Source organism: Rhizobium mongolense USDA 1844 (assembly GCF_000419765.1).
GTDB classification, from domain to species: domain Bacteria; phylum Pseudomonadota; class Alphaproteobacteria; order Rhizobiales; family Rhizobiaceae; genus Rhizobium; species Rhizobium mongolense.
Genome location: NZ_ATTQ01000001.1, coordinates 18,506 through 42,008 on the forward strand (window position 1 = coordinate 18,506; position 23,503 = coordinate 42,008).

At 58.6% G+C, this 23,503-nt stretch carries 28 protein-coding genes; 10 read left to right on the forward strand and 18 right to left on the reverse strand.

Going from position 1 to position 23,503, the window contains the following annotated elements; translation table 11 throughout:
• Nucleotides 1–109: 109 nt before the first annotated feature.
• Nucleotides 110–1,000, reverse strand: coding sequence for an AraC family transcriptional regulator (locus A3C3_RS0100105; RefSeq protein WP_022712588.1), 891 nt, complete (start codon nt 998–1,000; stop codon nt 110–112).
• 131 nt (nt 1,001–1,131) lie between these two features.
• On the opposite strand from A3C3_RS0100105, the gene A3C3_RS0100110 reads away from it, so the two are divergent.
• From A3C3_RS0100110 to A3C3_RS0100125, 3 genes are all read left to right on the forward strand, one after another.
• Entirely contained in the window at nt 1,132–1,902 is a 771-nt protein-coding gene (locus A3C3_RS0100110) for an SDR family NAD(P)-dependent oxidoreductase (RefSeq protein WP_022712589.1), read from the forward strand.
• A gap of 61 nt (nt 1,903–1,963) precedes the next feature.
• The gene (locus tag A3C3_RS0100115; RefSeq protein WP_022712590.1) at nt 1,964–2,743 is read left to right on the forward strand and encodes an alpha/beta fold hydrolase; all 780 of its coding nucleotides are present in this window, start codon (nt 1,964–1,966) and stop codon (nt 2,741–2,743) included.
• A 599-nt stretch (nt 2,744–3,342) separates the two neighbouring features.
• Nucleotides 3,343–3,975, forward strand: coding sequence for a glutathione S-transferase family protein (locus tag A3C3_RS0100125; RefSeq protein WP_022712592.1), 633 nt, complete (start codon nt 3,343–3,345; stop codon nt 3,973–3,975).
• Nucleotides 3,976–4,665: 690 nt separating this feature from the next.
• Here the strand turns inward: A3C3_RS0100125 and A3C3_RS0100130 are convergent.
• The 3 genes from A3C3_RS0100130 to A3C3_RS0100135 all read right to left on the reverse strand — a co-directional run bounded on the left by A3C3_RS0100130 (nt 4,666) and on the right by A3C3_RS0100135 (nt 6,400).
• Nucleotides 4,666–4,887, reverse strand: a complete 222-nt coding sequence (locus A3C3_RS0100130; protein WP_022712593.1) for a hypothetical protein — start codon at nt 4,885–4,887, stop codon at nt 4,666–4,668.
• 246 nt (nt 4,888–5,133) lie between these two features.
• The gene (locus A3C3_RS48365) at nt 5,134–5,433 is read right to left on the reverse strand and encodes a DUF7079 family protein (protein WP_425337543.1); all 300 of its coding nucleotides are present in this window, start codon (nt 5,431–5,433) and stop codon (nt 5,134–5,136) included.
• Nucleotides 5,434–5,491: 58 nt separating this feature from the next.
• Nucleotides 5,492–6,400, reverse strand: a complete 909-nt coding sequence (locus A3C3_RS0100135; RefSeq protein ID WP_022712594.1) for a LysR family transcriptional regulator — start codon at nt 6,398–6,400, stop codon at nt 5,492–5,494.
• A gap of 105 nt (nt 6,401–6,505) precedes the next feature.
• Between A3C3_RS0100135 and A3C3_RS0100140 the strand changes: the two genes are divergently transcribed.
• Both A3C3_RS0100140 and A3C3_RS0100145 read left to right on the forward strand, forming a co-directional pair.
• Entirely contained in the window at nt 6,506–7,378 is an 873-nt protein-coding gene (locus A3C3_RS0100140) for an SDR family NAD(P)-dependent oxidoreductase (RefSeq protein ID WP_022712595.1), read from the forward strand.
• A 78-nt stretch (nt 7,379–7,456) separates the two neighbouring features.
• Nucleotides 7,457–8,278, forward strand: a complete 822-nt coding sequence (locus A3C3_RS0100145) for an alpha/beta fold hydrolase (protein WP_022712596.1) — start codon at nt 7,457–7,459, stop codon at nt 8,276–8,278.
• A gap of 301 nt (nt 8,279–8,579) precedes the next feature.
• Here the strand turns inward: A3C3_RS0100145 and A3C3_RS0100150 are convergent, their stop codons facing one another.
• A complete protein-coding gene (locus A3C3_RS0100150) occupies nt 8,580–9,347 on the reverse strand; it encodes an alpha/beta fold hydrolase (RefSeq protein WP_022712597.1) in 768 nt (255 codons plus the stop codon).
• A gap of 235 nt (nt 9,348–9,582) precedes the next feature.
• Between A3C3_RS0100150 and A3C3_RS0100155 the strand changes: the two genes are divergently transcribed.
• Complete coding sequence (locus tag A3C3_RS0100155) at nt 9,583–10,041, forward strand: MarR family winged helix-turn-helix transcriptional regulator (protein ID WP_022712598.1); 459 nt, start codon at nt 9,583–9,585, stop codon at nt 10,039–10,041.
• A gap of 348 nt (nt 10,042–10,389) precedes the next feature.
• Nucleotides 10,390–12,039, forward strand: a complete 1,650-nt coding sequence (locus tag A3C3_RS0100160) for a putative bifunctional diguanylate cyclase/phosphodiesterase (protein ID WP_028739256.1) — start codon at nt 10,390–10,392, stop codon at nt 12,037–12,039.
• A 261-nt stretch (nt 12,040–12,300) separates the two neighbouring features.
• Here A3C3_RS0100160 and xth read toward each other — a convergent pair whose 3' ends face one another.
• Both xth and A3C3_RS0100170 read right to left on the reverse strand, forming a co-directional pair.
• The gene (xth, locus tag A3C3_RS0100165) at nt 12,301–13,074 is read right to left on the reverse strand and encodes an exodeoxyribonuclease III (RefSeq protein ID WP_028739257.1); all 774 of its coding nucleotides are present in this window, start codon (nt 13,072–13,074) and stop codon (nt 12,301–12,303) included.
• The gene (locus tag A3C3_RS0100170) at nt 13,071–13,262 is read right to left on the reverse strand and encodes a hypothetical protein (protein WP_022712601.1); all 192 of its coding nucleotides are present in this window, start codon (nt 13,260–13,262) and stop codon (nt 13,071–13,073) included. The genes xth and A3C3_RS0100170 overlap by 4 nt, the downstream gene beginning before the upstream one ends.
• Nucleotides 13,263–14,404: 1,142 nt before the next feature.
• On the opposite strand from A3C3_RS0100170, the gene A3C3_RS47835 reads away from it, so the two are divergent.
• Nucleotides 14,405–14,533 carry a hypothetical protein gene (locus A3C3_RS47835; protein ID WP_267903798.1) on the forward strand — a complete coding sequence of 43 codons (129 nt, stop codon included), beginning with the start codon at nt 14,405–14,407 and terminating at the stop codon, nt 14,531–14,533.
• 20 nt (nt 14,534–14,553) lie between these two features.
• On the opposite strand, the gene A3C3_RS37325 is transcribed toward A3C3_RS47835, so the two are convergent.
• Together A3C3_RS37325 and A3C3_RS0100190 are read right to left on the reverse strand one after the other, a co-directional pair.
• On the reverse strand, nt 14,554–14,856 hold the full coding sequence (locus tag A3C3_RS37325) for a hypothetical protein (RefSeq protein WP_022712604.1): 303 nt from the start codon (nt 14,854–14,856) through the stop codon (nt 14,554–14,556).
• A 3-nt stretch (nt 14,857–14,859) separates the two neighbouring features.
• Nucleotides 14,860–15,054 (reverse strand): hypothetical protein, encoded by a 195-nt coding sequence (locus A3C3_RS0100190; protein WP_022712605.1) that lies wholly within the window; start codon nt 15,052–15,054, stop codon nt 14,860–14,862.
• A 585-nt stretch (nt 15,055–15,639) separates the two neighbouring features.
• Here A3C3_RS0100190 and A3C3_RS0100205 point away from each other — a divergent pair.
• Nucleotides 15,640–15,837 (forward strand): hypothetical protein, encoded by a 198-nt coding sequence (locus A3C3_RS0100205; protein ID WP_022712608.1) that lies wholly within the window; start codon nt 15,640–15,642, stop codon nt 15,835–15,837.
• 422 nt (nt 15,838–16,259) lie between these two features.
• A complete protein-coding gene (locus A3C3_RS0100210; protein WP_022712609.1) occupies nt 16,260–18,434 on the forward strand; it encodes an adenylate/guanylate cyclase domain-containing protein in 2,175 nt (724 codons plus the stop codon).
• A 21-nt stretch (nt 18,435–18,455) separates the two neighbouring features.
• Here A3C3_RS0100210 and A3C3_RS0100215 read toward each other — a convergent pair whose 3' ends face one another.
• The 9 genes from A3C3_RS0100215 to A3C3_RS0100255 form a co-directional block, all read right to left on the reverse strand.
• On the reverse strand, nt 18,456–18,965 hold the full coding sequence (locus tag A3C3_RS0100215; protein ID WP_022712610.1) for a YHS domain-containing (seleno)protein: 510 nt from the start codon (nt 18,963–18,965) through the stop codon (nt 18,456–18,458).
• Between the two features lie 13 nt (nt 18,966–18,978).
• The gene (locus A3C3_RS0100220) at nt 18,979–19,572 is read right to left on the reverse strand and encodes an ankyrin repeat domain-containing protein (RefSeq protein WP_022712611.1); all 594 of its coding nucleotides are present in this window, start codon (nt 19,570–19,572) and stop codon (nt 18,979–18,981) included.
• A 123-nt stretch (nt 19,573–19,695) separates the two neighbouring features.
• The gene (locus A3C3_RS37330) at nt 19,696–20,199 is read right to left on the reverse strand and encodes a protein kinase domain-containing protein (protein ID WP_022712612.1); all 504 of its coding nucleotides are present in this window, start codon (nt 20,197–20,199) and stop codon (nt 19,696–19,698) included.
• Nucleotides 20,199–20,651 carry a hypothetical protein gene (locus A3C3_RS0100230; RefSeq protein ID WP_022712613.1) on the reverse strand — a complete coding sequence of 151 codons (453 nt, stop codon included), beginning with the start codon at nt 20,649–20,651 and terminating at the stop codon, nt 20,199–20,201. Before A3C3_RS0100230 ends, A3C3_RS37330 begins: the two co-directional genes overlap by 1 nt.
• Nucleotides 20,652–21,039: 388 nt before the next feature.
• Complete coding sequence (locus tag A3C3_RS0100235; protein ID WP_022712614.1) at nt 21,040–21,381, reverse strand: type II toxin-antitoxin system RelE/ParE family toxin; 342 nt, start codon at nt 21,379–21,381, stop codon at nt 21,040–21,042.
• Nucleotides 21,378–21,605, reverse strand: coding sequence for a CopG family ribbon-helix-helix protein (locus A3C3_RS0100240; RefSeq protein WP_028739259.1), 228 nt, complete (start codon nt 21,603–21,605; stop codon nt 21,378–21,380). Before A3C3_RS0100240 ends, A3C3_RS0100235 begins: the two co-directional genes overlap by 4 nt.
• 739 nt (nt 21,606–22,344) lie before the next feature.
• Nucleotides 22,345–22,611, reverse strand: a complete 267-nt coding sequence (locus A3C3_RS0100245; RefSeq protein ID WP_022712616.1) for a BON domain-containing protein — start codon at nt 22,609–22,611, stop codon at nt 22,345–22,347.
• A gap of 76 nt (nt 22,612–22,687) precedes the next feature.
• Entirely contained in the window at nt 22,688–22,954 is a 267-nt protein-coding gene (locus tag A3C3_RS0100250) for a DUF1488 family protein (protein WP_022712617.1), read from the reverse strand.
• 2 nt (nt 22,955–22,956) lie between these two features.
• Entirely contained in the window at nt 22,957–23,265 is a 309-nt protein-coding gene (locus tag A3C3_RS0100255; protein ID WP_156890765.1) for a hypothetical protein, read from the reverse strand.
• Nucleotides 23,266–23,503: the final 238 nt, after the last annotated feature.

The following is a 23,503-nucleotide window of genomic DNA, read 5'->3' on the forward strand; positions in this document are numbered from 1 at the left end:
TTTTTTGCGGAATTATGTAGCAAATGCCACCAGCCGGTGATCGTGCGCGGTGACCGCTTTGCGCCGCCAACAGCGGTCATGCGTAGTTTCAGCGTGCACGCTGAAACAGTCAGGCCGACAGAAGCTTTCCGATGTCTCGGCGTGGCGGAGCCCCGAACAGCCGGGCATATTCCCGGCTGAACTGTGAGGGGCTGGCATAGCCCACCTCAAATGCGACCGTTTCCGCCGACATTTCGCGCGACAGCATCAGCCGGCGCGCCTCCATCAGGCGGATCTGCTTTTGAAACTGCACCGGCGTCATCGCGGTCATTGCCTTGAACTGACGATGGAAGGCTGTCGGGCTCAGGCCGGCGAGCGCGGCAAGATCATCGACGCGCACCTGCTTGTCGAAATTGCCCCGCAATGCGTGGATCGCTTCGACCAGACGCCGGTTTCGCTCCGCGCCGACGACCATGCGGGCGAAGACACCGCCATGTGGCCCGGCCAGCAGGCGGTAGCAGAGTTCGCGCTTGACGCCGGGATAGAGCAGCGGGATTGCCTGCGGCTCGCCAAGCAGGCTGACGGCGCGCGCGGCGCAGCCGAGGATCGCCTCGTTGAGCTCCATAACGAAGGCGGCGGCATGCTCGTCGGGGGCCGGAGTGGGCGGTGCCTCCATGCTTTCATAGACTTCGCGTAGGATCGCCTGGTCGAGTTCGATCACGGCGCTGAGATAGGGCGCATCCGGCGCGCCGTGCACCACCTGGCTTGCACCCGGCATCTCGACGCTGACGACCATGGCCTGGCTGGTGCGATAATGGAGCCTCCGTTCGCCGAACGTCGTCCATTTCGCGCCCTGCACCACGATGCAGAGCGCTGGCCGGTGGATCAGGTGGTTCGGATGCCGCTCGGAGAAGGATCGGAGCAAGGCCAGTCCGTCGATCGCGGTGAAATAGGGGCTCCCGTTTCCATGAGCCGCAAACGCGGCGACGACGGCATCATGCAACATCGAAAGAGTGCTCAATCGGATCCCCCGCAAATCTGGAATTCCAAATTAACGCTGGAGGCAGGATCAGGCAAGAAAGAAGCCGGTTCCGGCATGTTCGCCCGTGCTTCGCCCTCTTATGTTCACCGTCATCACAAAGGAGAACGGCGATGACACAGAATTCCCAACGCAAAATCGCAATCGTCACCGGCGGCAGCCGCGGGCTGGGCCGCAACACCGTGCTCAACCTCGCCAGACGTAGTGTCGACTCAATCCTCACCTACAATTCCAGCAGGGCGGAAGCCGAAAAGGTCGTGGCCCTGGTTGCTGAAGCCGGCGCCAAAGCCATTGCCCTCAAGCTCGACACCGGCGACGCCCACGGTTTCGACCCTTTCGTCGACGCCGTAAAGCAGGCGCTTGCCGATCTGGGCGCCGCCGAGCGCTTCGACTACCTCGTCAACAATGCCGGAACCTCGCACCACAACAGCATCGAGGCGACGACGGGAGATGAACTGGACATGCTTTACAATGTGCACTTCAAGGGTGTTTTCTTCTTGACGCAGAAGCTCTTGCCGCTGATCAATGACGGCGGCCGGATCGTCAACCTGTCGAGCGGCCTGACTCGCATCATTGTTCCTGGCAGCGCTGCTTACGGTGCGATGAAGGGAGCGGTCGAGGTGCTGACCCGGTACATGGCAAAGGAGCTGGGACCGCGTCACATCGCCGTCAATGTCGTCGCGCCCGGCGCCATCCAGACCGACTTTAGCGGCGGTATGGTCCGCGACAATCCGGGTCTGAACCAGCGTGTCGCCGAAATGACGGCGCTGGGCCGCGCCGGCCTGCCCGACGATATTGGTCCGATGATTGCCTCGCTGCTCTCTGAGGACAACCGCTGGGTCAATGCCCAACGCATCGAGGTCTCCGGCGGCATGTCAATCTGAGATGCCGGTCCGGACCGAGTTCAAATAATCCTACCGCTTCGCAAACGATGGAGATTCGATCATGATGATGAACAGACGCACATTTTCGAAAACTTTGCTCGTCGGTGCTGCCACGTCACTTGTTGCGACACATGCCGGTCTGGCCGCCACCCACACGCCTCCAAAGGCGCGCAATGTCGTTCTCGTGCATGGACTTTTCGCCGACGGATCATGCTGGACCGAGGTTATCGCCCTGCTGCAAGCGAAGGGCCTAAACTGCACGGCGGTCCAGAACCCGCTCACTACGCTGCCCGATGCCGTGGCGGCCGCCCGGCGCATCCTCGACCGGCAGGACGGTCCAACCGTCTTTGTCGGCCACTCCTTTTCGGGGATGATCCTCACCGAAGCAGGCGTACATCCGAACGTCTCTTCACTGGTTTATGTCGCTGCCCGAGCACCGGATGCAGGTGAGGACTATGCAGCTTTGGCAAAAACCTACCCGACACCACCCGCAACCGCGGGCATTGTCTTCGACGGCGACGAAGGACGGCTGACGGAGGAAGCGTTCCTGCGCGATTTCGGGGGCGACCTTCCCGAGGCCAGGGCGAGGGTTCTCTATGCCGTTCAACAACCATTCCAAAAGGCGTTGCTCACCGGCAAAACCTCAAACGCTGCTTGGCGTTCCAAGCCAAGCTACTACGCCGTTTCGACGCAAGATGGAACGATAAATCCAGACCTGCAGCGTTTCATGGCCAGACGCATGGGCGCTAAAGCCATCGAACTCAAATCCAGCCATCTGTCGCTCATTTCACATCCGAATGAGATCACCAAGCTCATTCTGGAAGCTGCCGGGCAATCATGACATTGGATCCCCTGACGCCGCGCGAGCCGATATTCCGAGCCTAATCGCTGCCGGCAAGGCCAACGGGGAGATCGCCGAGGCACTCGGAAAAACGCCGGCCCGGATGGCCGCGAAGGATGACGAATTGCGGCGCGGATATCAAAGCCTGAAGCTAGAGTTGGAGTCGACAAACGAGAGCGGCATCGAGGAATACCTAGCCCAGAACGCACCGTTCATCGATGCCGTGGTAAGACCACCACCAAAGACCTTATGACGGACGGCTCCGGGCCGGAAGCGGCCGCTGGTGGCATTTGCTACCTAATACCGCTTTTTTGTGAGCCGCTGTCGGATCGGATTTTCCTCCAACGTCCTTTGAATGCGACCACGAATTCAATGATGGGAGGAGAATGAACATGCTGATTGTCGCGGGCCATTACAACGTTCCGGCCGCTCGGCGGACGACTGGCGTGCAGTTCCAAGTTGGAAATGTCCAGACGCATCACATCAGTCACTCGGGGGCCTCGGTTCTGACAGCTTAGGTGGCCGAAGCGTTCTGCTTCCCACCCCCTCGCACTTGTCAACACCGTGACGCTGTCTTTTTGAAACTGGAGGAAATCAAGATGATGAAACTATATGGATTAGGTCCGACCCGCTCGCTTCGCGCACTTTGGGCCCTTCAAGAGCTTGATGCGGAATTCGAGTTTGTGCCCGTCAATCTCCTGGCTGGCGAAAACCGTCGCCCCGACTTCCTGCGCCTCAATCCCGCCGGAAAACTCCCAGTGCTGGTTGACGGCGACCTTGTACTTACAGAATCCGCCGCGATTGTCATGTATTTAGCAGAGAAGTATGGCGCCAAAGGGCTTATGCCCGCCGACCTAAGGGAGCGGGCGCGGGCGTATCGCTGGTCTATGTTTGCGGTGACCGAACTTGAACAGCCGCTATGGCGGATCGCCAAGCACACCTTTATATATCCCGAAGACAAACGACTGCCAGAAGACATAGCTCTCGCCAGAGAGGAGTTTATGGCGATGGCGGCAATTCTTGAGCGTCACATGGACGGGCGTGAGTTCATCGTTGGCGACAAAATAACCATCGCTGATTGCGTCACCGCCTATGTTGTGGACTGGGGCAATGAAAATGGGCTGGTTGACGGCTACCCAAATCTCAAAGCTTATCTTGAGCGGATGTACGCGCGTCCCAAGGCGCCTCAGCGGATCGCCGAAGCCCTCGCAAACCTCCAACCTGTTGCCTGATAGAGATCTTCGGAAGTGCGCTCGGTGGCAGGCGGTGCTTGCATGCTATCCGAAGGGCAGCCTAGGATAAACACTGGTTGAGGACCATCGCAGGTCTCCTTCTGAGCGGAATCGTCACAGCGAACTCGGTGACACCGGCAGCGTCTTGCGCTTGAACGCGAGCGACGGATAGATCCCCAACGGATCCTTACCAATCGCGATGTTCGATTGAGGCGGCGCAGGCAAGGAGGCGCGGAAACTGATCACCGCTGCCGTGACCTGAAGAATACGACGAGGGCTCGTCCAAAAGGTTCAAAATGGCGAGCCCTGTCGCACCTCGTGCCGCGGGAGCTCATCTCAATTCCCGCTGCACTTGGAATCACGGTCTTTGTGTCCCTGTGAAAATGATGCCAAAAGTCAACACGGGGGCAAACTAGCTAAAAAGGATTAGTACGCTCGCGCACGTTCAGCGGAGGCGCCGCCGGGTTCTTCAGAAGCTAAATGCCTCTTGCTCAGGCATCAACAATCTCCATTGTCGTGGCTTCATCAAAGTATTTGAGCGGCAGAGTTTCAGCAATGACGGACCCTGCGCGTCTCCATGTCGCCAATCCACCAGGTGATGCCATCTTCGTCGCGTTTGACGTAATATTGCCGGCTTATTCGAATTATCACATTGGTCTCTGTTTTTTGGTGAGCGGAATCACGGTCACGTCAATTTTTATCGCCGGCGATGCTAGCCATTAGCCGCTCCAGGCTTTGTTCGTTGGTAACACCGTGCTGATAGAAATAGATGATCTGGCTTGCGAGGTGGTCGCGCTCAGGATCGCTCGTTATGTGATGGGTAGTACAGACGCGATCGAAGATTCTCTTGCAGATTTCAACATCGTCGTTCTGCAAAGGCATTTCACGGGCATAGAAATGGTCTCTGGTCATGGTTGGTTCCTCAACACTCCCTAAGAAGCCAACAGAAACCCCGCCAAAAGCGGGGTAAGGTACCTCACGAAGTTTTTGCGACAAGGGCTCGTCTAGAGAGGGGTCGAAGGCGAGCCCAAGCCATCAGTCTGGTGCTCGAGGGATGACCCCACATTGCACTAGAGCGCACGTCGACTTCAGCGACTGGAGGGCGCTGAAAAAGCGTGCACCTAGTAACGCGCATGAGAAGGAAAAGTTCCCACCTCTTCAGCGCAGGCCTTTAAAGGAGGGGCCGAAGAGGTGGGAAGCTTCTCCTGTTTTGCCGGCACGGCGAATAGAGAATGACCTCCTTACGTCGATCTCGCTCCAACCGGCCCATTCGCCTGCTGCCCAAGAGGTTGGAAGCGAACGCAGGGCCACCTCGTTCTCCAGTATTGACGGGGGTTCAACGGAAGAGTAGCCGGAGATAGCCGGTACCTCGGCTGTTTGACGACAGTCCTCGGCTTGCAACTCGGTGTCGAGGAACCAGTTCGACAGCGCATGCCATACGGGAGCTTCTCTCAACATCGAGCGCGGTTAACATCGACGCCAGTATGAGGTCTCTGGGCTGACGTGGCGAGCGCGTTCAGCGTCCTGCCCGCAAGACCTGTCTTGCCAGATCGATGAAGGCGCGCAGCTTCGGTTGGGCTTGAGCGCGCCGCGGAAAATAAAGGAAAAGACCAGGCGTCGTCGGCAGGAACTGCTCAAGGACAGGAACAAGTTCGCCGGCGCGCAATTCCGCTTCTACGGCGATATCGGCGACATAGGCGAGGCCAAGGCCGGCCCGTGCCCAAGAGACGAGCAACGCACCGTCATTGACGATCAGGCTACCCGGCGGGTCGACGGAGAAGCTCCGGCCGTCGCGTTCGAATTCCCACCTGTAGAGCGCGCCCGAATTCGGAAAGCGATACCGAATTGCCTCATGGCCCGCCAGGTCCTGTGGTGCCTCCGGTCGTCCACGAGCGGCGAGATATGCGGGGCTCGCCACGACCGCCCAGGTAATGTCCCGGGAAAGTCGCACCGCGACCATATCGCGCTCGACATACTCGCCGATGCGGATGCCGGCATCGAAACTGCGTGCGGACAGGTCGACTGTCGCATCTTCGACCGCCACGTCGACTGCGACCCTCGGATACGCGCGCCTCAGCGCGGGAACGACAGGCTCCATAACCAACGGCACCGCCATGCGCGGCACTGTGAGGCGCAACAATCCCGAAGGTTCGTGCACTGAGGCGACGTCCTCGACAGCGGCGATGATTTCGGCGGCCGCAGGAGCGGTGCGCGCCACCAGAGCCGCGCCGGCTTCCGTCAGGCCGACGCGCCGCGTCGTGCGGATGAACAAAGGCGTCCCAAGCTTTTCTTCGAGGGACTTCACCGCCTGGCTTACGGCAGCTGGCGACACACCCAGTCGCGCAGCCGCTGCGGTGAAGCTGCCCGCCGCCGCCGCCGCAAGGAAAGCTGAGAGGCCGTAGAATGGATCCGGTCGCAAGCTCATGCGCCGATTATTAACCCATGCTTTAAAATGCTGAAAGGAGATCGGGATTTTTCCCGGGAATTTCCTCGGTTAGGCTTTGCCCACCGACGGTAGAGGAGATAGGACATGACCGACACAATTATATCCGACACAATGGTTCTGCCACGCCGCGACATTCTCACTGGCATGCTTGTTGCTGGCGCAACGGTTGGCACGGGGTTCGCCGCTCAACCGGCAGCGGCGCAGACTCCTGGTGTCCTTCAAGGTAAGGTCGCAATCGTTACCGGGGGAACGTCTGGCATCGGCGCGGTGACCGCCGGCGTCCTAGCTCAGGCCGGAGCCAAGGTTGCGTTCAACGGCCGGCGAGAAGCACTCGGGCACGAAGTGGAGGGACGGATTCGGGCCAATGGCGGCGAGGTCGTCTATATCAAATCGGACGTGCGCGACGCCCGTCAGGTCGAGCGTTTCGTGGCTGAGACAGTCGAGCGTTACGGCCGCCTCGACATCGCCTTCAACAATGCTGGCATCGACCTGCCGCCAGCGCCAATCGCCGACACCGATATTGCCGGCTTTGATGATCAGATTGCCACGAACCTGCGCGGTGTCTTCGTCGCAATGAAATACGAGCTGCCGCATCTCGTCCGCTCCGAAGGGGTGATGATCAACATGGCCTCGATCGGCGGCCGGCATGCCTTTCCAAACATCGTCGCCTACGGAGCTTCAAAGGCTGCCGTCATCCACATGACTCGCGCCGCCGCACAGGAGTATGGACGGCACGTACGCATCAACGCCATCGCGCCCGGAGCGATCGAGACGCCGATGCTCGAGCGCGTGCGGCGCGACTGGAAAGTCACGACCGAACAACTCGTTGGCCCCTACCCTATGCGGCGCGCCGGCACGTCGGAGGAGGTTGCGTCCCTGGTCGTTTTCCTCGCCAGCGATGCCAGTTCCTATATAAGCGGACACGTCATCGGGATCGACGGCGGCGATCTTGCTTAGTTTTCTGGCTCCGAAAGCGGACGTCACCAATCCCCACGGGTCATGTTAACATTATGAAGTTGGCATTGAGGGTGAACTTTGGTCGAACCTATTTCGCAGGAGCAATTCTCGGCGCTGAAGCGGAACGCCGTTCTTTCGAATGGGGTCCGGCTTGCCTATGTCGAGATCGGCGACCCTGACGGCGTGCCGATCCTTCTGCTCCACGGATTTACCGACAGCGCCAGAAGTTGGAGCCTCGCCGCACCATATCTCGCGACAGGCTTTCGCGTGGTTGCGCCGGACCTGCGCGGCCACGGGCATTCTGACAGACCTGAGGGCTGCTACACGATACCCGAGATGGCAACTGATGTCCGGTTCCTCATAGAGGCGCTGGGGCTTGTGCCGACCCACGTGGTCGGCCATTCGCTTGGTGGGCGGCTTGCGCAAGCGGTCGCTGAGCGCTGGCCTCGTCTCGTTGGCAAAATCGTTCTCATATCGACCTCAGCCGCGCTGCGCGAACGTCAGGGGTGGTTGTGGGAAAACATCCAGATGCTCCGCGATCCGATCGATCCAGAATGCGCATTCATACGGGAATGGTGTCGTGGAAAAACTCCGGTCGACGAGAATTTTCTTGCCCATGCTCGACGCGAAACCGCCGCGTTGCCGTCACGTATCTGGCATTCGATTTATTACGAGCAGCTTGCCTATGACCCGTCGCCACTTCTCCGGGATATTTCCGCGCCGACCCTCATCCTGCGAGGTGAGGAGGATATGATCGCGACTAAGGCACATCAGGCCCAGATGCTTGAAGCGATCGCCGGCGCGGAGCTCATTTCTCTTCCCGGCCACGGCCACAACCTCCACTGGGAAGACCCTGAAAAAGTGGCCGGCTTAGTTCGGACTTTTCTGGAACGCCCATGATAGGCCGGAACTGAGTTGCATCGAGACCCATGTGACGGATTCCCTCGGGCACCTCAATCCGCACGCAAGCTGTGTCAGAGGAACGATCTCCCGACCTAAGCTCCATTTCTAGGTGCTGTTCCTGGCCTATCCACCATCCGGAGTCGGCCCGGACATAACGCTCGTCATCAGCCGCGGAACCGGCCATATCCTTCGAATATGGCAGCAGCGCATTGCGGGCAGCACCTGATTCGCATCGGCGCGAAAGAGGCCGGGTGCGAGGACGCACCGGCCTCTTTCGATGGCGAAATGGCAGAGGCCTCTATCGCGCGGCTTCTTCGATCAACTCGGCGACGACTTGCGGCTTCGAGGTCATCACGACATGGGAAGCGCCTTTGACCACGACGGTGTGCTTGGAGCCTGCCCGCTCCGCCATGAAGCCTAGCGCCTTTGCCGGGATATTCTTGTCACCATCGCCATAGATGAACCATGAAGGCAAGGTTTTCCAGGCGGGCTCGCCGGATTTCTCGGTCAGTGCCGCCTCGGCGATCGGGCGCTGTCCCGCCGCCATAAGGGCGGCTTGTTCCGACGGTACGTCGTGTGCAAACTGCTGGTGGAACTTTGCCTTGTCGATGTAAAGGTCTACGCCGCCATCGGGCAGTTTGACGGGGGGCGCGAGCGCTTCGCCAAGGGTGCCACCCGGAAATTTACCAGCCAGGTCCGCTGCCGCTTCTCCAGCTTCCGGGGCGAAAGCTGCGACATAGACGAGCGACTTGACGTTCTCATGACCCCTTGCCGCGTTCGAGATCACTTGCCCTCCATAGGAGTGGCCGACGAGGACGACGGGGCCTTCGATACTGGTCACGAGGTTTGAGACATATGCGGCATCACTCGAAACACTGCGCAGTGGGTTGGCCGCGGCGACGACCGAATAGCCGTCTTTTTCGAGAATTTGGATGACGCCGTTCCAGCTCGAAGAGTCGGCGAATGCGCCATGCACGAGGACGACGGTGGGCTTGGCCGACTGTGCGGCAGCATTACCTGCGAAAAGAGCACCAATAAGGGCGACGGCGGTAGCAAACTTGGACATGTCATTTCCTTTCTAGCGTTGGTGGTTTCAGGCCCCCCGGAATGGCTCGGCCGTTTTTAAGTGATGTTCGGCTTTTTGGGCGAACACGTTGGCACCGAAGTTGGCGAAGCAGCATCCCGTATATGAATTTCGTACAATTAATTTGTGCACAATATAAATAGACGAGCTTGGTTTTGCAGTCAATAGCTTGCAAACAGATCGCGCACAAAATATTATCAGAAGGAAGGAGGATGCCATGAACGCCAACGCAGCCGATACTGAACGGGACCTCCCTGACATCGGTAAAATGCTATGCTTTTCCATCTATTCGGCGGGCCACGCCTTCAACCAGCTCTATCGGCCCCTGCTTGCCGATTTTGGTCTTACCTACCCTCAGTATCTGGTTTTGGTTTCGCTCTGGAGCCGCGACGGACGCACCGTCAAGGAACTCGGAGAGGCTTTGTTCCTGGACTCCAGTACCTTGACGCCCTTGCTGAAGCGACTGGAGTCTGCGGGTCTTGTCACTCGCACACGCAATCGGCAGGACGAGCGCCAGGTGCTTCTTAACCTCACGGCTGAGGGTCAAGCGCTTAAGGTTCGTACCGCGCCAGTTTCGAAGTGCATCAGCGAGGTTGTGGGGATTGATGCCGAGACAGCGCAAAAGATTAAGGTCGCAATCGAAGCTATTCGCGACGCAATCTACAAGAGGGCGTAGAATGAGCCAAATCGCATGGAACGATGCCGATTGGAAGTGAAGAAGCGCTAGGGCGCTCCGAGCCGGGCCGCAATCGCGCTGATCGGCGCGATAAAAAGCAAAGGCTCCTGCCTACCATATGAACTTTGTTTGCGTCTCCAGACGGCATTTGACCGCGAAGCTGGCTTTGGTGGATACCGCACTTTTCCATATGCCGGCGGGATCGCATCATCATCTGAATGAAGGCCGATTCCGGACACTTTCTTTTCATTTGACGCTCCCTAGTTGTTATCTTGCTAACCAAAGCGAAACCTGATTGAAAAAATTACCTCCAGCATGTTAGCAATGACTCAACAGCCTGAGGTGGGAATGAAAGATTCTAATGTGGCTGCGTTTATGAACGGTCAAGCTGATGAATTTGTTTCTTATTATGGGAATAGCCTAAGACTGGTAAAATGCTCTGCAAAGGTGGCGCAGGCCTACAGAATCGTAGCCGCCGCAGATGCGACTCTTTGGCAGGTGTATCCAGAGCTGTTGACCCCCGACCGCAAATCGCGTGTCGAGGCCGTGCTTGCCGGCGGTATTCCGTGCAACATTGCGATTGAACCTGGCGCGTCCAACGAGGGGCGCAATCTTCTCCTTTTCAGCACAGAACGGGGACTCGGCGTCATCGAGACGCGAAACGAGACGGCTCGTTCGAAGGCGCCGAATGCAGATGCAGATCGAGCTTTGCTTCTTCATCAGGCGAGGCATGACGCATTGACGGGACTGGCCAACCGTCGCCAGTTCAGCAGCGACCTTCAGGCGAATCTCCTGATGCTTGCCGGGTACAAGCTTGCATTGATGCAGATCGATCTCGATGACTTCAAGCCGGTCAACGACACCCTTGGTCATGGCGCCGGCGACGTCGTGCTCAAGATGACGGCGGAACGGATCCAAGCCGTTCTTCGCGACGGTGAGACCGCCTACAGGCTCGCAGGCGATGAATTTGCCGTCATTCAATCCTGTGACGACCAGCCCGCTGAAGCAGAGCGTCTGGCCGAATCCTTGGTCCGGGCGTTCAAAGATCCGTTTACCATCGACGGAATCAGTGTGTTTGTGGGCGCAAGCGTAGGAATTGCCATTGCCCCGATTGACGGCAACGACGGCGAACAATTGATGAAGGCCGCCGACATTGCGCTCTACGCGGCCAAGAATGACGGACGCGGCCGCGCGAGAACGTTCAACCGCTCGATGATGATTATGCTGGAACAGCGTGAGATGCTGAGGCGCAGCTTACGTGTTGCCCTCCAAGAACAACAGTTCTTCATTGAGTATCAGCCGCTCGTCGAGATTGCGGACGGGATCATAGGCTTCGAGGCCCTCCTGCGCTGGCGTCACCCTTATGCTGGCGTTGTTCCGCCGAGTCTTTTCATTCCCATGGCCGAAGCCGACGGCCTGATGGGCGATATTGGAGCGTGGGTACTCGAACAGGCTTGCCGTGAGGCGTCGACCTGGCCCTCGCATTTTATTGTGTCGGTCAATCTTTCTCCGGCGGAATTCCTGCGCGCCGGCTTCACCGACCGAATAACCCGGATCCTCGACGAGGTCGGGTTCCCGGCCGATAGGCTGGAGCTCGAAATAACCGAAACGGTCTTGCTCGAGCGCACGACCAACAACCTCGATACGCTCCACACCCTTGAGGTCTTGGGCACCCGGATCGCGCTCGACGACTTTGGCACTCGCTATTCGTCGCTGAGCTACTTACAGAGCTTCCCGTTCGACACGATCAAGATCGACAAGCACTTCATCAATGATGTCGAGACGAACCCGAAGAGCCAGACGATCGTTCGCTTCATCATCGGCCTTGCGCATGGATTGGGGATGCGGGTTACGGCAGAAGGCGTCGAGACAGCCGGTCAAGCGGGTTGGCTTAGCAGAAAAAAATGCGACCGACTGCAAGGAAACCTCTTGGGCGCCCCGATGTCTGCCGATGCGATTGGCGATTTTCTGCGTCAATCGTCGTTCGAGATGCTTTAAGCTCTACCAAGCTCGCTCCCGCCCGGCAGGTGCGTCCTTCGACGTCAAATGACGCACAGGCGACGCGCGCACCTTTTGATCGTCAAGCGGCAAAGCCGCGAGACAGCGGAAGATGCGGCGATATCCGCGCCATCCGGCGCGTGCCCGCAGCAACAGCTCCCATCAGGACCTCTTTTGACGGAGCCCCTGAATTACATATTGATCAAAATTTAGACCGCGCTCGACAAGCGCCGCCCACTGGCGTGACGATCGCAGTTTTTGTCAATCGCGGATTTCTATCCAAACTGGCGCGTGATCACTCGCGTGCGGTAGCGATCGGACAGACTTGTCGACGCCCGCAGCTACCAGATCGTCGGCCAACGATGCGCTTAGCAGGAAGTGATCGATGCGAAGGCCGGCGTCGCGAGCGAACGCGTTCCGAAAATATTTCCAGAATGTGTAGATGCGTTGATCAGGATAGAGATGCCGGATCGCATCGGTCCAGCCCTGCGAAACAAGATCAGCGTAGGCCGCCCTCACCTCGGGCCGGAACAAAGCGTCGTCTCGCCATCGCTCAGGGGCGTAAACGTCGATATCGGTCGGCATGACGTTGAAATCACCTATCAGCGCGCTTGGAACATTCAGTTCCAGAAGCTCGGCAGCGTAGCTTTTAAGGCGCTCGAACCAGCGAAGCTTATAGTCGAATTTCGGGCCTGGCGCCGGATTGCCGTTGGGAAGATAGATGCACCCGATGATGATGCCGTCGATGACCGCTTCAATATACCGGCTTTGCGTGTCGTCAGGATCGCCGGGCAGTCCACGCCTGGTTTTTACAGGCTCTTTTCCTTTGGCCAGGATGGCGACACCGTTCCAGCTTTTCTGGCCATGCCAGATGGCGCCATATCCCGCCTTCTCAAGCGCCCGGTGTGGGAACTTCTCGTCAGGCGTTTTCAGCTCCTGGAGACATGCAACCTCCGGCGAGGCTTCCTTCAGCCAACGCAGGAGAACATCGAGCCGGCCATTTATGCCGTTGACGTTGAAGGTGGCGATTTTCACGGCCAATCAGAGCTCGGTGCGGCGGTTGCGCGGTCACATTCGCCGGCCTTTGCCTCGTCCTTCGCCTTGTGACTGCAATCGGAGGAAAGCAAGCCGCCGTCGTCGACGCTCCCCGCAAACTGTCCCTTCTCATTGCGTCGAGCGTAGCGTTCCTCGGCGTTGCCATCGGTGAGCTTGCGCTTGATCATGTCATTTCATCCTCCTGGCTGCAGCACTATTCACAACGCATGTCGAGACAATAAGATGCATTGAATCAAAGGCATGTTCTTGGCTTGGAAAGCGCGATACCAAGTGCCGCCGTTGCGGGGCTTTTTGTGTTAAGATATCCAGCTCTCTGGAATCGGTGCTGCCTTCCCAACGGGAACCGTTGAATGCCCGAACGTTGCTTAATGGAATCCGGCAGGTCAAGATGTTCACCCCTTGTAGGCGGCTGTGCCCCTCCTCCATACCCACAATCGGCTAGCGCAGGAACTATCGTTTTTGTCGTGCGTTCATTTTCCGGACGTAGTCGCTAACGTCCCTCTTCGTCCCACTCGCCCGCATTAGCGGGCCCTTTTTTGTGCACCATACGAGATAGCTTCAAGCCTTAAAGATTGAGTGGGGGGTGATCGTTCGTCGTGCTTCCACAAATATTGCGCTTGGCCGCCTGGATGGGGCCGAAGCATCGCTTGCGGTCGGATCGCGGGAGAATTCCAAGCGCCACGGGCACCTTCCTGCGCCGTTCGTGACCAGGTTGCGTCCGCGAAGGTGACGTCCTTTCAATTGGGCTAATGCCGATGAGGAGCGTGCCATCACCCACCGGATCCGTGCCCTTGTGTACAACGCTTACGCAAGAGAGCGTACGAAGTCGTTAGAGGGGCAAGGCGGGTATTTGTGAAGCTGCAAAAAATGTGGGGACAATTACCCAAAAGAGGTAATTCGATTTGGCGGTTCTCATGTTAGAAAAAACTAACGCGGCAGTTGTATTTGGTCGTCGCGAGTTGGGCGGGTCGCATCGGCGGATGCGGCCTGTCTCGTTTTCAGCCCACCTTCGGGCCGGCTGATGTCCACAAGCGTCGCAATCAACTCCTCCAGCTACGGAACTGCTCAGCCGTTTTCCACCGCAGGTGGATCGCACATCGAGGCCCCGCCGCACCAAGCAATGAAAGCTTGCGCCTCGGCCACGATTGCGGGTGGCTCTCGCCGCGGGGAGCCGATCGTGATGTGGAAATCGGATTGGCCGAACTTCATCGGGGCACGTGCTCACAGTGTTAACGACGTTGAGGAATCGTGACTCGACTCATCCCTGACCCCAATGGTTCTATTTGAGAACAGGCTGGGGAGTTGGTCGATGGGATATGAGTGGGATGACGCCCGCGAGCGCCGGGCTTACGCTATCAAGGTCGTCTCGATAGTGCTGGCGTCAGCAGTGACGGCAGGAGTTCCAACTTGGATCGTTGCAAAAGCCATGGGGCTTTGAAAGCGTCGCGATCAGTGTCCTCAAACGGGAACTTTGACCGTCTTGACCTCGACCAGCCGGCGGACGACGAGCTTGCCAAAATCCGCACCATTGGGATGATGCACGTGCAGGTGCATATAATCGCGGCGATTACAGCGCTCGCACCGGAACTTGCTCACCAGGCGGTCAAGGCTCATATTGTCGCGGAACTGCAGAATATCGCGCGGCTTATAACAACGCGTCGCGTTGCAGTACTGGCAGGTGATCATCAGGAGCTGCCCGGCATGTGCAGCGTCCGCTAGCGTCCATCGAGATAGCTTTTGCATGTAGTTCATTTCGGGCATGGATTAGTCCCGGTCGAAACTCGGGCGCCAGCCGCGCACCAAGCCACGGCTCAAGGCGCTTTCTGCCAATGCGAGCTGCAGCCGCAAGTGATGATTATCGGCCAGCAACGTCGCCGTCGTCGCCTTGGGGTCGTCGTCGTGAAGCGCGAGGGCCGCTTCAACCTCATGGTCGATGTCTTCCTTCCGGCCAGTCAGCATCAGAGAACCCAGCCATCAGTCTGCGCGATCCGAAAGACCTTATCGATAGCAAGTTCCACATCGTTCTCGCACGGGAACCACACCGGCTTGCTGGTGATGTCCTCGCCTTCGAATATCGTCCTGAATACTCCCACGCCCGCTCGCTGTCCGGGTCGAGGGCGATCTCAAAATAACCTACAGGGCCGCCTGAAGCCGCGTCGTAGGCGCAGGCAGTCATGAGGCGAATGCGTTGGAAGCCTAGCCGAGGTGGCAGTTCAGCAATCAAGTTGGGATGAGCCTCGCTAACCGTCATTGGTCCAGCCGGGGTCCAATACGTGCCTTGATCGTCATCGTCAGCGTCAATCTCGACCGCCTCTTGCGAAAGGACGCGGCCTATCGTTCGGATGTAGGAGCATATCCGTTCTCCGGTTTCAAAAGGTATGGCGATGGCGGCCGCAACGCCTTATGTTCTTATTATGTTCTCGTGAAATGAGAGTCAAGACATGGGAATCGTCCAGATTGCCGTTTTCGCGGGAATAGAGCCAATGCCCTGCGCCATCGCATTCAAGCGCGCGTACAAGGGGGACGTCGCTGTGGTGGTCGCGGATGATCGTCGTTGCTTCGATCGATATTGACCGTCAGAACGAGGTCCCACATGTCGCGCATGTCGACATTGTCGAGGTCGATAGGCTTGCTCCTGATGAAGTTTCGGCCGGTTTCATCGATCTGCCGGACGATTTCGTGGATGTCCTCCAAAAGGCTCTCGTAGAAAAATGCGGCAGACGCCACCGAGAGGGCTTGTAGGACGGCTGAGCTTCCGCTCAGCGAGTGACATGTTCATGGATCGGCAAATCTCACCGTCGCTTTAGGCGCGTCGGGCAGTTGAAGCAGGCACCCTCAACAACCATCGGGTATGAAAACTATCCAAGCGTATAATGTCCTCGGCAGCCGCCTTGTCTTACACTCGAAGCGATCCTGGAATAGGGAGCGGTCATGATGGTATACCCGCGTCCTCGGCATCCAACACCAGGAAAGCCAGTGTGTTGGTCGCGGAGCCGGAGATCGACGTTTTTTCTCCTCTTGTTGCACTTCTGAGGAGCTGGCGGTTCGGCTGCCTGCCTATGATGCAGCCGCGGGCTGCAAGCCGTACGAGATCGGCAACGCCTGTGCGCCTTCGACGTGGTTGATAAACAGCTCTCTTACGACCTCGAAAGGGGGGCGGAGATATGGAGAGGCGGCTCACCGCGATACTTTCTGCCGATGTGGTCGGCTATAGTCTCCTCATGGGGGAGGATGAGGGCGGCACGCTGGATCGCTTGAAAGCCTGCCGCCGGGAGTTGGTCGATCCCGCCATAAAGGAGTTCCACGGCCGCATCATCAAGCTCATGGGCGATGGTACGCTGGTTGAGTTCGCGAGCGTCGTAGACGCCGTCCGGTGTGCCGCAGTGATCCAGCGGGAAATGGCAGGCCGCGACCAAGGCCTATCCGAGACAAAGCGAATTCAGTTCCGGGTCGGCGTCAATCTCGGCGACATCATTGTCGAAGGGGATGACATCTATGGCGAGGGCGTCAACATCGCCGCGCGCCTGCAGGGTATCGCCCCGCCAGGGGGAATTTGCATATCCGGCACTGCGTTCGATCACGCCGCGCACAAGGCCGACGTCGGGTTTTCAGCCCTCGGTGAGCAGCACCTGAAGAACATAGCCGATCCGGTTCGCGTGTATCGCGTTCTGCTCGATCCCTCCGAGGCGGGCAAGATTGTCGCCGCCCCCGTCCGCCGGGCCGGACGGCGGGCTATCGTCTTGGTAACGCTCGCAGCGCTGCTGATCGCGATCACCGCGATTGTGCTGGCATGGCAATGGCCGTTTGCGCCGCAACGTCCATCGATCGCGGTACTTCCTTTCGCCAATTTGAGCGGCGACCCCCGCCAGGATTATTTCACCGATGGAATCACCGACGATCTGATCACCGATCTTGCCAAGCTTTCGGACCTTGACGTCATCTCCCAGAATTCGGTGTTTGCCTACAAAGGCAAGCCCCGCGTTCTGGCAGACATCAAACGCGATCTCGGTGTCCAGTTTGTCGTTGAGGGCAGCGTGCGGCGGACCGACGGTCAAATCCGCGTCAACGCGCAACTGATCGATGCGGCAAGCGGCGACAATCTGTGGGCCAACCGATTTGCCCGCGGCGGGGCGGACGTGTTTGCCGTGCAGGACGAGATCAGCCGGCAGATCGCCGAAGCGCTCGGCCTGAAACTCACTCCGTCCGAGGCCGAGCGGATTGCCCGGCCGCCGACAGCAAATCTCGAAGCATACGACTACTACCTGCGTGCCGAGCAGGCGACGCGGACCGGCCGCCGTTCCCGGCTGCTCGAGGCGCTGGCGCTCTTCGACAAGGCGCAGGCCCTCGACCCCGGTTTTGCGGCGGCCTTCGCGGCGGACGCGCACGCTACCGCCTATGTCTGGCGGAGCGCCTACGACGACGTTCTACAGAGCGCGCCGGCGCGAAAAAGGGCCTACGACAAGGCAAGTCGCGCGCTGGCTCTTGACCCCGAACTTCCATCACCGTACGCTGTCCTTGCCGTCATGCAGGTCGTGGACCGCCGTTACGAACAGGCAATCATTTCGGCGCAGAAGGCGGTGTCCCTTGGATCCGCCGATGCCGAGGCTTATATGGCGCTCGCATACGTTCAACTGGTCTCCGGTAAGCATGACGGAGCCGCTGCGGCCGTCGAGACGGCGCTCCAGCACGATCCGAACCTCTCCGCCATCGACCGATACACTGCTGGTCTGGTTTTTTATCTGCTGCGCGACTACGCGAAGGCCATCGACAATTTCGAACGCGCCCGAGATGGTTCGCCGGGAAACGGCGAGTTCGTTACCCCTCTTGCCATGGCCTATGTCCGTGGCGGCCGCCTTGATGACGCCCGCGCGGCTGTCGCCGAGGGAATCCGCCTTCAGGCCGGGCGCGATTGCCTGGCAGGCTGGCGGCTCAGCTACGCCCACTTCCGCAAGCAGGATCTTGCGTTTATCCTCGATGGCTTGCGCGAGGCCGGCCTGCCGGAGTGGCCGTTCGGTTTCAAAGGCGACGAGCGTAACCGGCTGCACGGGGACGAAATCGCAAGCACCGTCATAGGCAAACTGCTGCGGGGCAAGACCGAGCCCTCAGGAAGCCAGGCACTCATGCAAATCGGCCTCGATGGCAACGCGGCATTCCGCTCGTCGACGCAGTTGATGACCGAAACGGTTTCCATCAATGGAGACATGCTCTGCGAGCAAAGCGAGAATGCATTCGGTCAAGCAGATTGCGGCCCGGTCTACAGACGTGCCAACTCGGACGACGAGACCAGCTATGCCTATGTGAACTCGACCAAGGTCTTCTATTTCTCGCCCGTGAAATAGAAGACCTTGGTCGATCTTCTGTCAGTGATACTGATCCATTTCGAGATCGGCCGCGACCTTCGGCCAATTGCCGTTTGCCCTCGCCACGGCGTCTTCCGCGTGGGCGGCGAACCCCTCCGCATGCTTCTTGTCGTAGATAAGGTAAAGCTTGCCGTCGATGATCTTGAAGGCTTCCGGATCGATGTTGACCGTGACCGACCCATTGATCACCTCGCCCGCGCAGTAGCCGCCATACTGAGGCGCGTATTTGAGAGGCTCACTTATGAACATGTCGCGGTGTTCGGCGTTGGCGAAATGCCACGGCGTCCCCAGCCATTCGTAGGAGAATTTCTCTGATCCCTTCGTCGCCTTGCCTGCGGTGAAGTAGGCGACCGTGTCGTATCCCATGATCGCCACACCGCCGAAGTAACCCGTGTTCACCGAGTCATCGGCGAAGGCAGGCGACCCACCGACAACCGCTGCCACTGCCAGGACGGTCCTCGCCACAGAGCGTCCAATGCCTCGTGCGCTGCTTCTGGTCAGTACATCCATCTGAACCTCCTGTTCAATCGTGGATTTCCATGCATTTCGCGTAACCCTGGTCGCCGATGAGGCTGGCCGGAGGGCACGTCGCGCCGTGCCGCTTGAACAGCCGGACGATGTCCGTGTTGCCCTTCCAGAATGCCCGCGCGACCGGCGTGTAGCCGTGAACCTCCGCGTGACCGACATCGGCCCCCTTGGCGAGCAGAAACTCGGCGAGGGCTGCGTGGTTTTCCTCACCGGCCACCATCAGCGCCGTCACCCCCGCCTTATTGGCCGCGTCGTCAAGCGTCGCACCGTGGTCGAGCAGCAGCTTGCTGATCGGCAAGCTGCCGGAAAAGGCCGCAGCATGAAGCGGCGTAAAGTCGCCAGAATTGCGAGCCATGACGTCGGCGTCTTTGCGGATCAGCAGTTCGGCTATGGCGAGCTTATCTGCGAGGGCGGCGTTGATGAGAGGCGTCGCCTGGTCTCGTGCCCGACTGTCGACATCGGCACCCGCAGCCAGAGCCCGCTCGACGGCGGCGGTGTCTCCCGTTGCAACGGCATCGAACAAGGGATCACCTGCGGCGGCCATTGTCGCCGCAAAAAACAACGCTACCGATGCAAGCAACGGGCGCATGACTCCACCTTGGATGTTTCTCGTTTAAAATGGCACAAATGTAAGACAAGCCTAAAACAACCTAAGCGCGATAATGGCGGGTTGTCAAATCAACTTTTCAGAAAGATCGTGTGCTCGAAGGTGTCAGGGCGGGTACCGGAGAAGAAGGTCGTCCGTCACAAGCCCGAAGTCTCCGAGCTTCACCGTACCCTTCTTGTCGACGAGTATGTTGCCTGGCTTCAGATCTCGATGAAGCATGTCCCGGTGATGCAGTGATCCGAGGCCGTGGCATACATGCGTAGCGATCTTGTGAACCTCGCCGGACGTCATCGGCCCGGCATCGTACTGACCCTGCAGCGAGCCGCCTTCGCAGAGTTCCATCGCGAGATAGATGGCGTCTTCGGTCGGGGCCTTGTTGATGTAGTGAACCTGGACGACATGTTCATGCGCTGCCTTTTGAAGGTTAGATCCCTCTTTGATGAGATTGGCCTTGCGTTGCTCCCACCGCTCCGGGGTGTCATTCGCCTTCGAACGAATCACTTTCACCGCTAACTGCGGACGTACGTCATCGCTGCCCCGGAAGACCTCCCCGAAGTGTCCGTTGCCAAGCTTGTCAGTGATCTTGAGGCTGGAAAGAAGGTCTGCCATCAGCGGCTCGCGAGAATGAGCATGGCGGCTTCGCGGCTGCCGCTCCGCATGGGCGCTCCCGTCAGATTGTCCTTCCAGAAGCCGTCGTCCTTGATGTAATCGTCGGCTTTCCGCTCGCCGAAGTTCCGGCTGATGGCCGCCTTGGACACCTGCTTGACGTCGCAGGCCGAAGCGAGGGCGCAGGTGGCGACGCCACGCAGTTCGGCAGCCTGCAAATGGGCTTTCTCCAGACTGATCGCGCTTTCCTTGATCACCACCTGGGCGATCTTCTGTTCGGTGGCGTAGTCGGCAAGCCGCGTGTACATCGTCCGAAATGCCTTCGAGCGGTCACCGCCCTGCAATTTCCACGTTTCATCGGCGACGATGGTGATCGGCCCAGTCTTCTCGACGTCGGCGCACACGATGGTCACCGCATCGCCCGACACATGGACTCCCAGCCAACGCTCAGCCATCTCGCACTCCTCTGCGCAGCGCCCGATACAGCATGTGGCAGCGCGATCGGAATGAACGATGCGATAACTTCAAATGGTACTGTGGCGAATCCAATTATCGCGAAAGTTGCCGCATTGACGCTTTCGCGTCAAGATCCGCGGTCGCTCATATAAGGATTCGCGGTGGTTCTCGGATTCTCAGATCGACGTCGATCTTACCCTCCGCCTTCAGGCCAAGGTGCCCGGTCGAATCAATGATTGGAACAGCGCGAACTCCATGCAGCAATCTCGGCGAATCCTTCCTCGTACCGACGGACGCGAGGGACGTCTCCTGGCTGTGGATCCCGATCAATTTCAACGAACGACCGTGAAGGCTCGACGCCTGGCGGGAACGTCTCTGAACGCATGTTCAGGGACCGTCGAAACGACGAGAGGCGTCGTCCTCGTAGTCGAAGTCGTCTTCGATCTCGACGCTTGGCGGGCGTTGCCGCCCGTGCCTCATCTTGAGGATGACGACCTCGTCCTCGCCGACCTCATAGTCGACAAGGTAAGAACCCATTACGAAGCGCAGGACGCCCGGAGCGGGCATCTCGTCGGTCTGTCTGCCCATTTCCGGGAATTGAGACAGCGCCTGACGGAGCTTCTTCACATCGTCGAGGAACTGCCGTGCCGCTCCTGGATGCCGCGCCCTGAGATATCTGCCTTCTGTCGTGATGTATTCTCGTGCGTCGGGAGAGACCGTGACCTTCACGCCGCCGCGCCTTTGACGATGCCCTCAAGCTCGTCGATGACGTCGTCGAGATCATGTCCGTTGCCAGCCTCGACGTCTCGCCGGGCGCGGTCGATTTCGATGATCTCCCTTCCTTCGGCGGCGAGATACGATTTCAGCGCCCGGACGAACACCCAACTCCGGGTGCGGCCGCAAATTGCCGCGATCTCTTCCATCTCCGCAAGGACGTCGGTTGGAAGGCGCATGGTGATCGGATCCGAAAGCTCTCGATTTGACACGTCTTTTCACTCCGTTTGTAATACGAGAATAAGCCATCGGCCGTCCGTCGTCAAACTCGGTCCCGCTCTCCGGGTTCGCGCCGCAGTCCAGCGCGTCGAAGCTACCGCTCTTCACCGCGGTACATTATAGCCCGCCTTCACGTCGCGGCCGTCGAGGGTGGCCAGGAGGCGAAAATGCCGGAAAGCCTGCGATAAAGGGTTGTCGCCCAATAAGGAATTTCTGAATCCACGCCAATGGTGTCCACAGTCCACGCTTAACTGTATCCAGTCCGCAATTATGTGGCGATGCAGACTAAAAACAGACGAAGCGTTGGTCATGCTTCGAACCCTTCAACCTTTGGAATCGGAATCGGCAATCTATCTACCTGAGCTACGGGCTTAGTCGTCGCCGCGCACGCAGGCGCATATCGGCTCAGACGCGGCTGTAAGGCACTGATGGGGTGGAGCTGCTCGAGAGACTGAGGCCGAGACGAGGCCGAGCCCGTTCACAATCGTGCGCGTTCCTGACGCCCGTGCACGTCAGGCGCTGAGGCAAAGGAATTCGCAGTCAAATATGATGCAGTATTCATGATACCGTCGCTCTTTGGCGCGTCCCTTGGTAGCAGCAGTATATGTTACCGTGAAACCGACGACGATCCTTCGGCGACTAACTTCGGCGCCGTAACTGCTTTTTCGAAAAGTCACGCCGTCATGGTGAAGACGGCGGTCACAAAGTTTGCGATAATTCATTGCGGACTTTTTGCACGCCCTTGGTTTGCTGAGTAACCTCCACGGCCCTGGAAATCTCGGCGCGGCCGGAGACCCAGCCGGAAAGAGTGATCTCGGCTCCGTGAGCCGATACGAAAATATAGGTCGGATCGATATCGGCGGCACATGCCAAGGCGTCGTAAACGGCCGACTCGATATCAGCCGCCTCTGGAAGTGCCGTTGCGGCGCGAGCTACTACACCCAGATCTTTTCTATTGACTGACATACGCTGTCTCCAGGGCTTATCTAAGGTTCACGAACACACCCGTCCTTGCGGGACATTGACCGCATATAGATCTAGGTTATCGACGGATGTCCTCTGCCGTCAGTGTGTAATTGTTTCTGCGGCTACGGCTATAGGCTTTGGATGCGGCCTCCAGAATCGATGGCCGCTCTGCGTCGAACGCATCGAGGCACTCAATCTCGGATCGACTAGGTTGGTCCGTGGACCGCAGAGCGGTCGCTTCGATCAGAAATCGGACTTCGAACATTCCATCGTAGCCCAAGAAGCGGACCCCCTTACGATTTTCGTCGAAACTGCGACTTTTATTTGGGAAGCTGAGGGGCATTATCACTTCTCTCCATCAGGTTTTGATTGTGTTGATACTTGATCGGAACGAGCAGCCGGGGATGCGGGGGCAGGCATTGCACTTGAGCTCCCGCGCCCCCCATTCATCGAAGGCTTCAGACCACGTATGACCGGCACGGTGGCTTGCTCCCTGCGGTTGAGAAGCGCAAACAGCAACCCGGCCTCGCCGACGCTCGTGTTCAGCACATGGCCGATGAGAAACTTCGTCGCGCTCAGAATGACCGGGAGGTCCTCGATTGGGCGAAGTTCATAAACGCCGGCTTTCGCGAGGACACGATCCATCGTGCTCATAGTGGCGGTCGTAAGATGACTGGAAAGTTTAGGGGACGACATTACCGTCCTCCTGTCGGGGCTTCGAAAAACCGATCCGAAAAGATGGCGCCCGTTCCAACATGCCACCCTCGCCCTTATATGGGGACGCCGACCGGCATTGCAACGACTGCTTGGATCAAATAAAAATTGCACAAGCGGGATAGAGTTCAATTGCCGGTCGCCAGGAAGCTTGCATTCGCAGCTTTGGGACGCATGC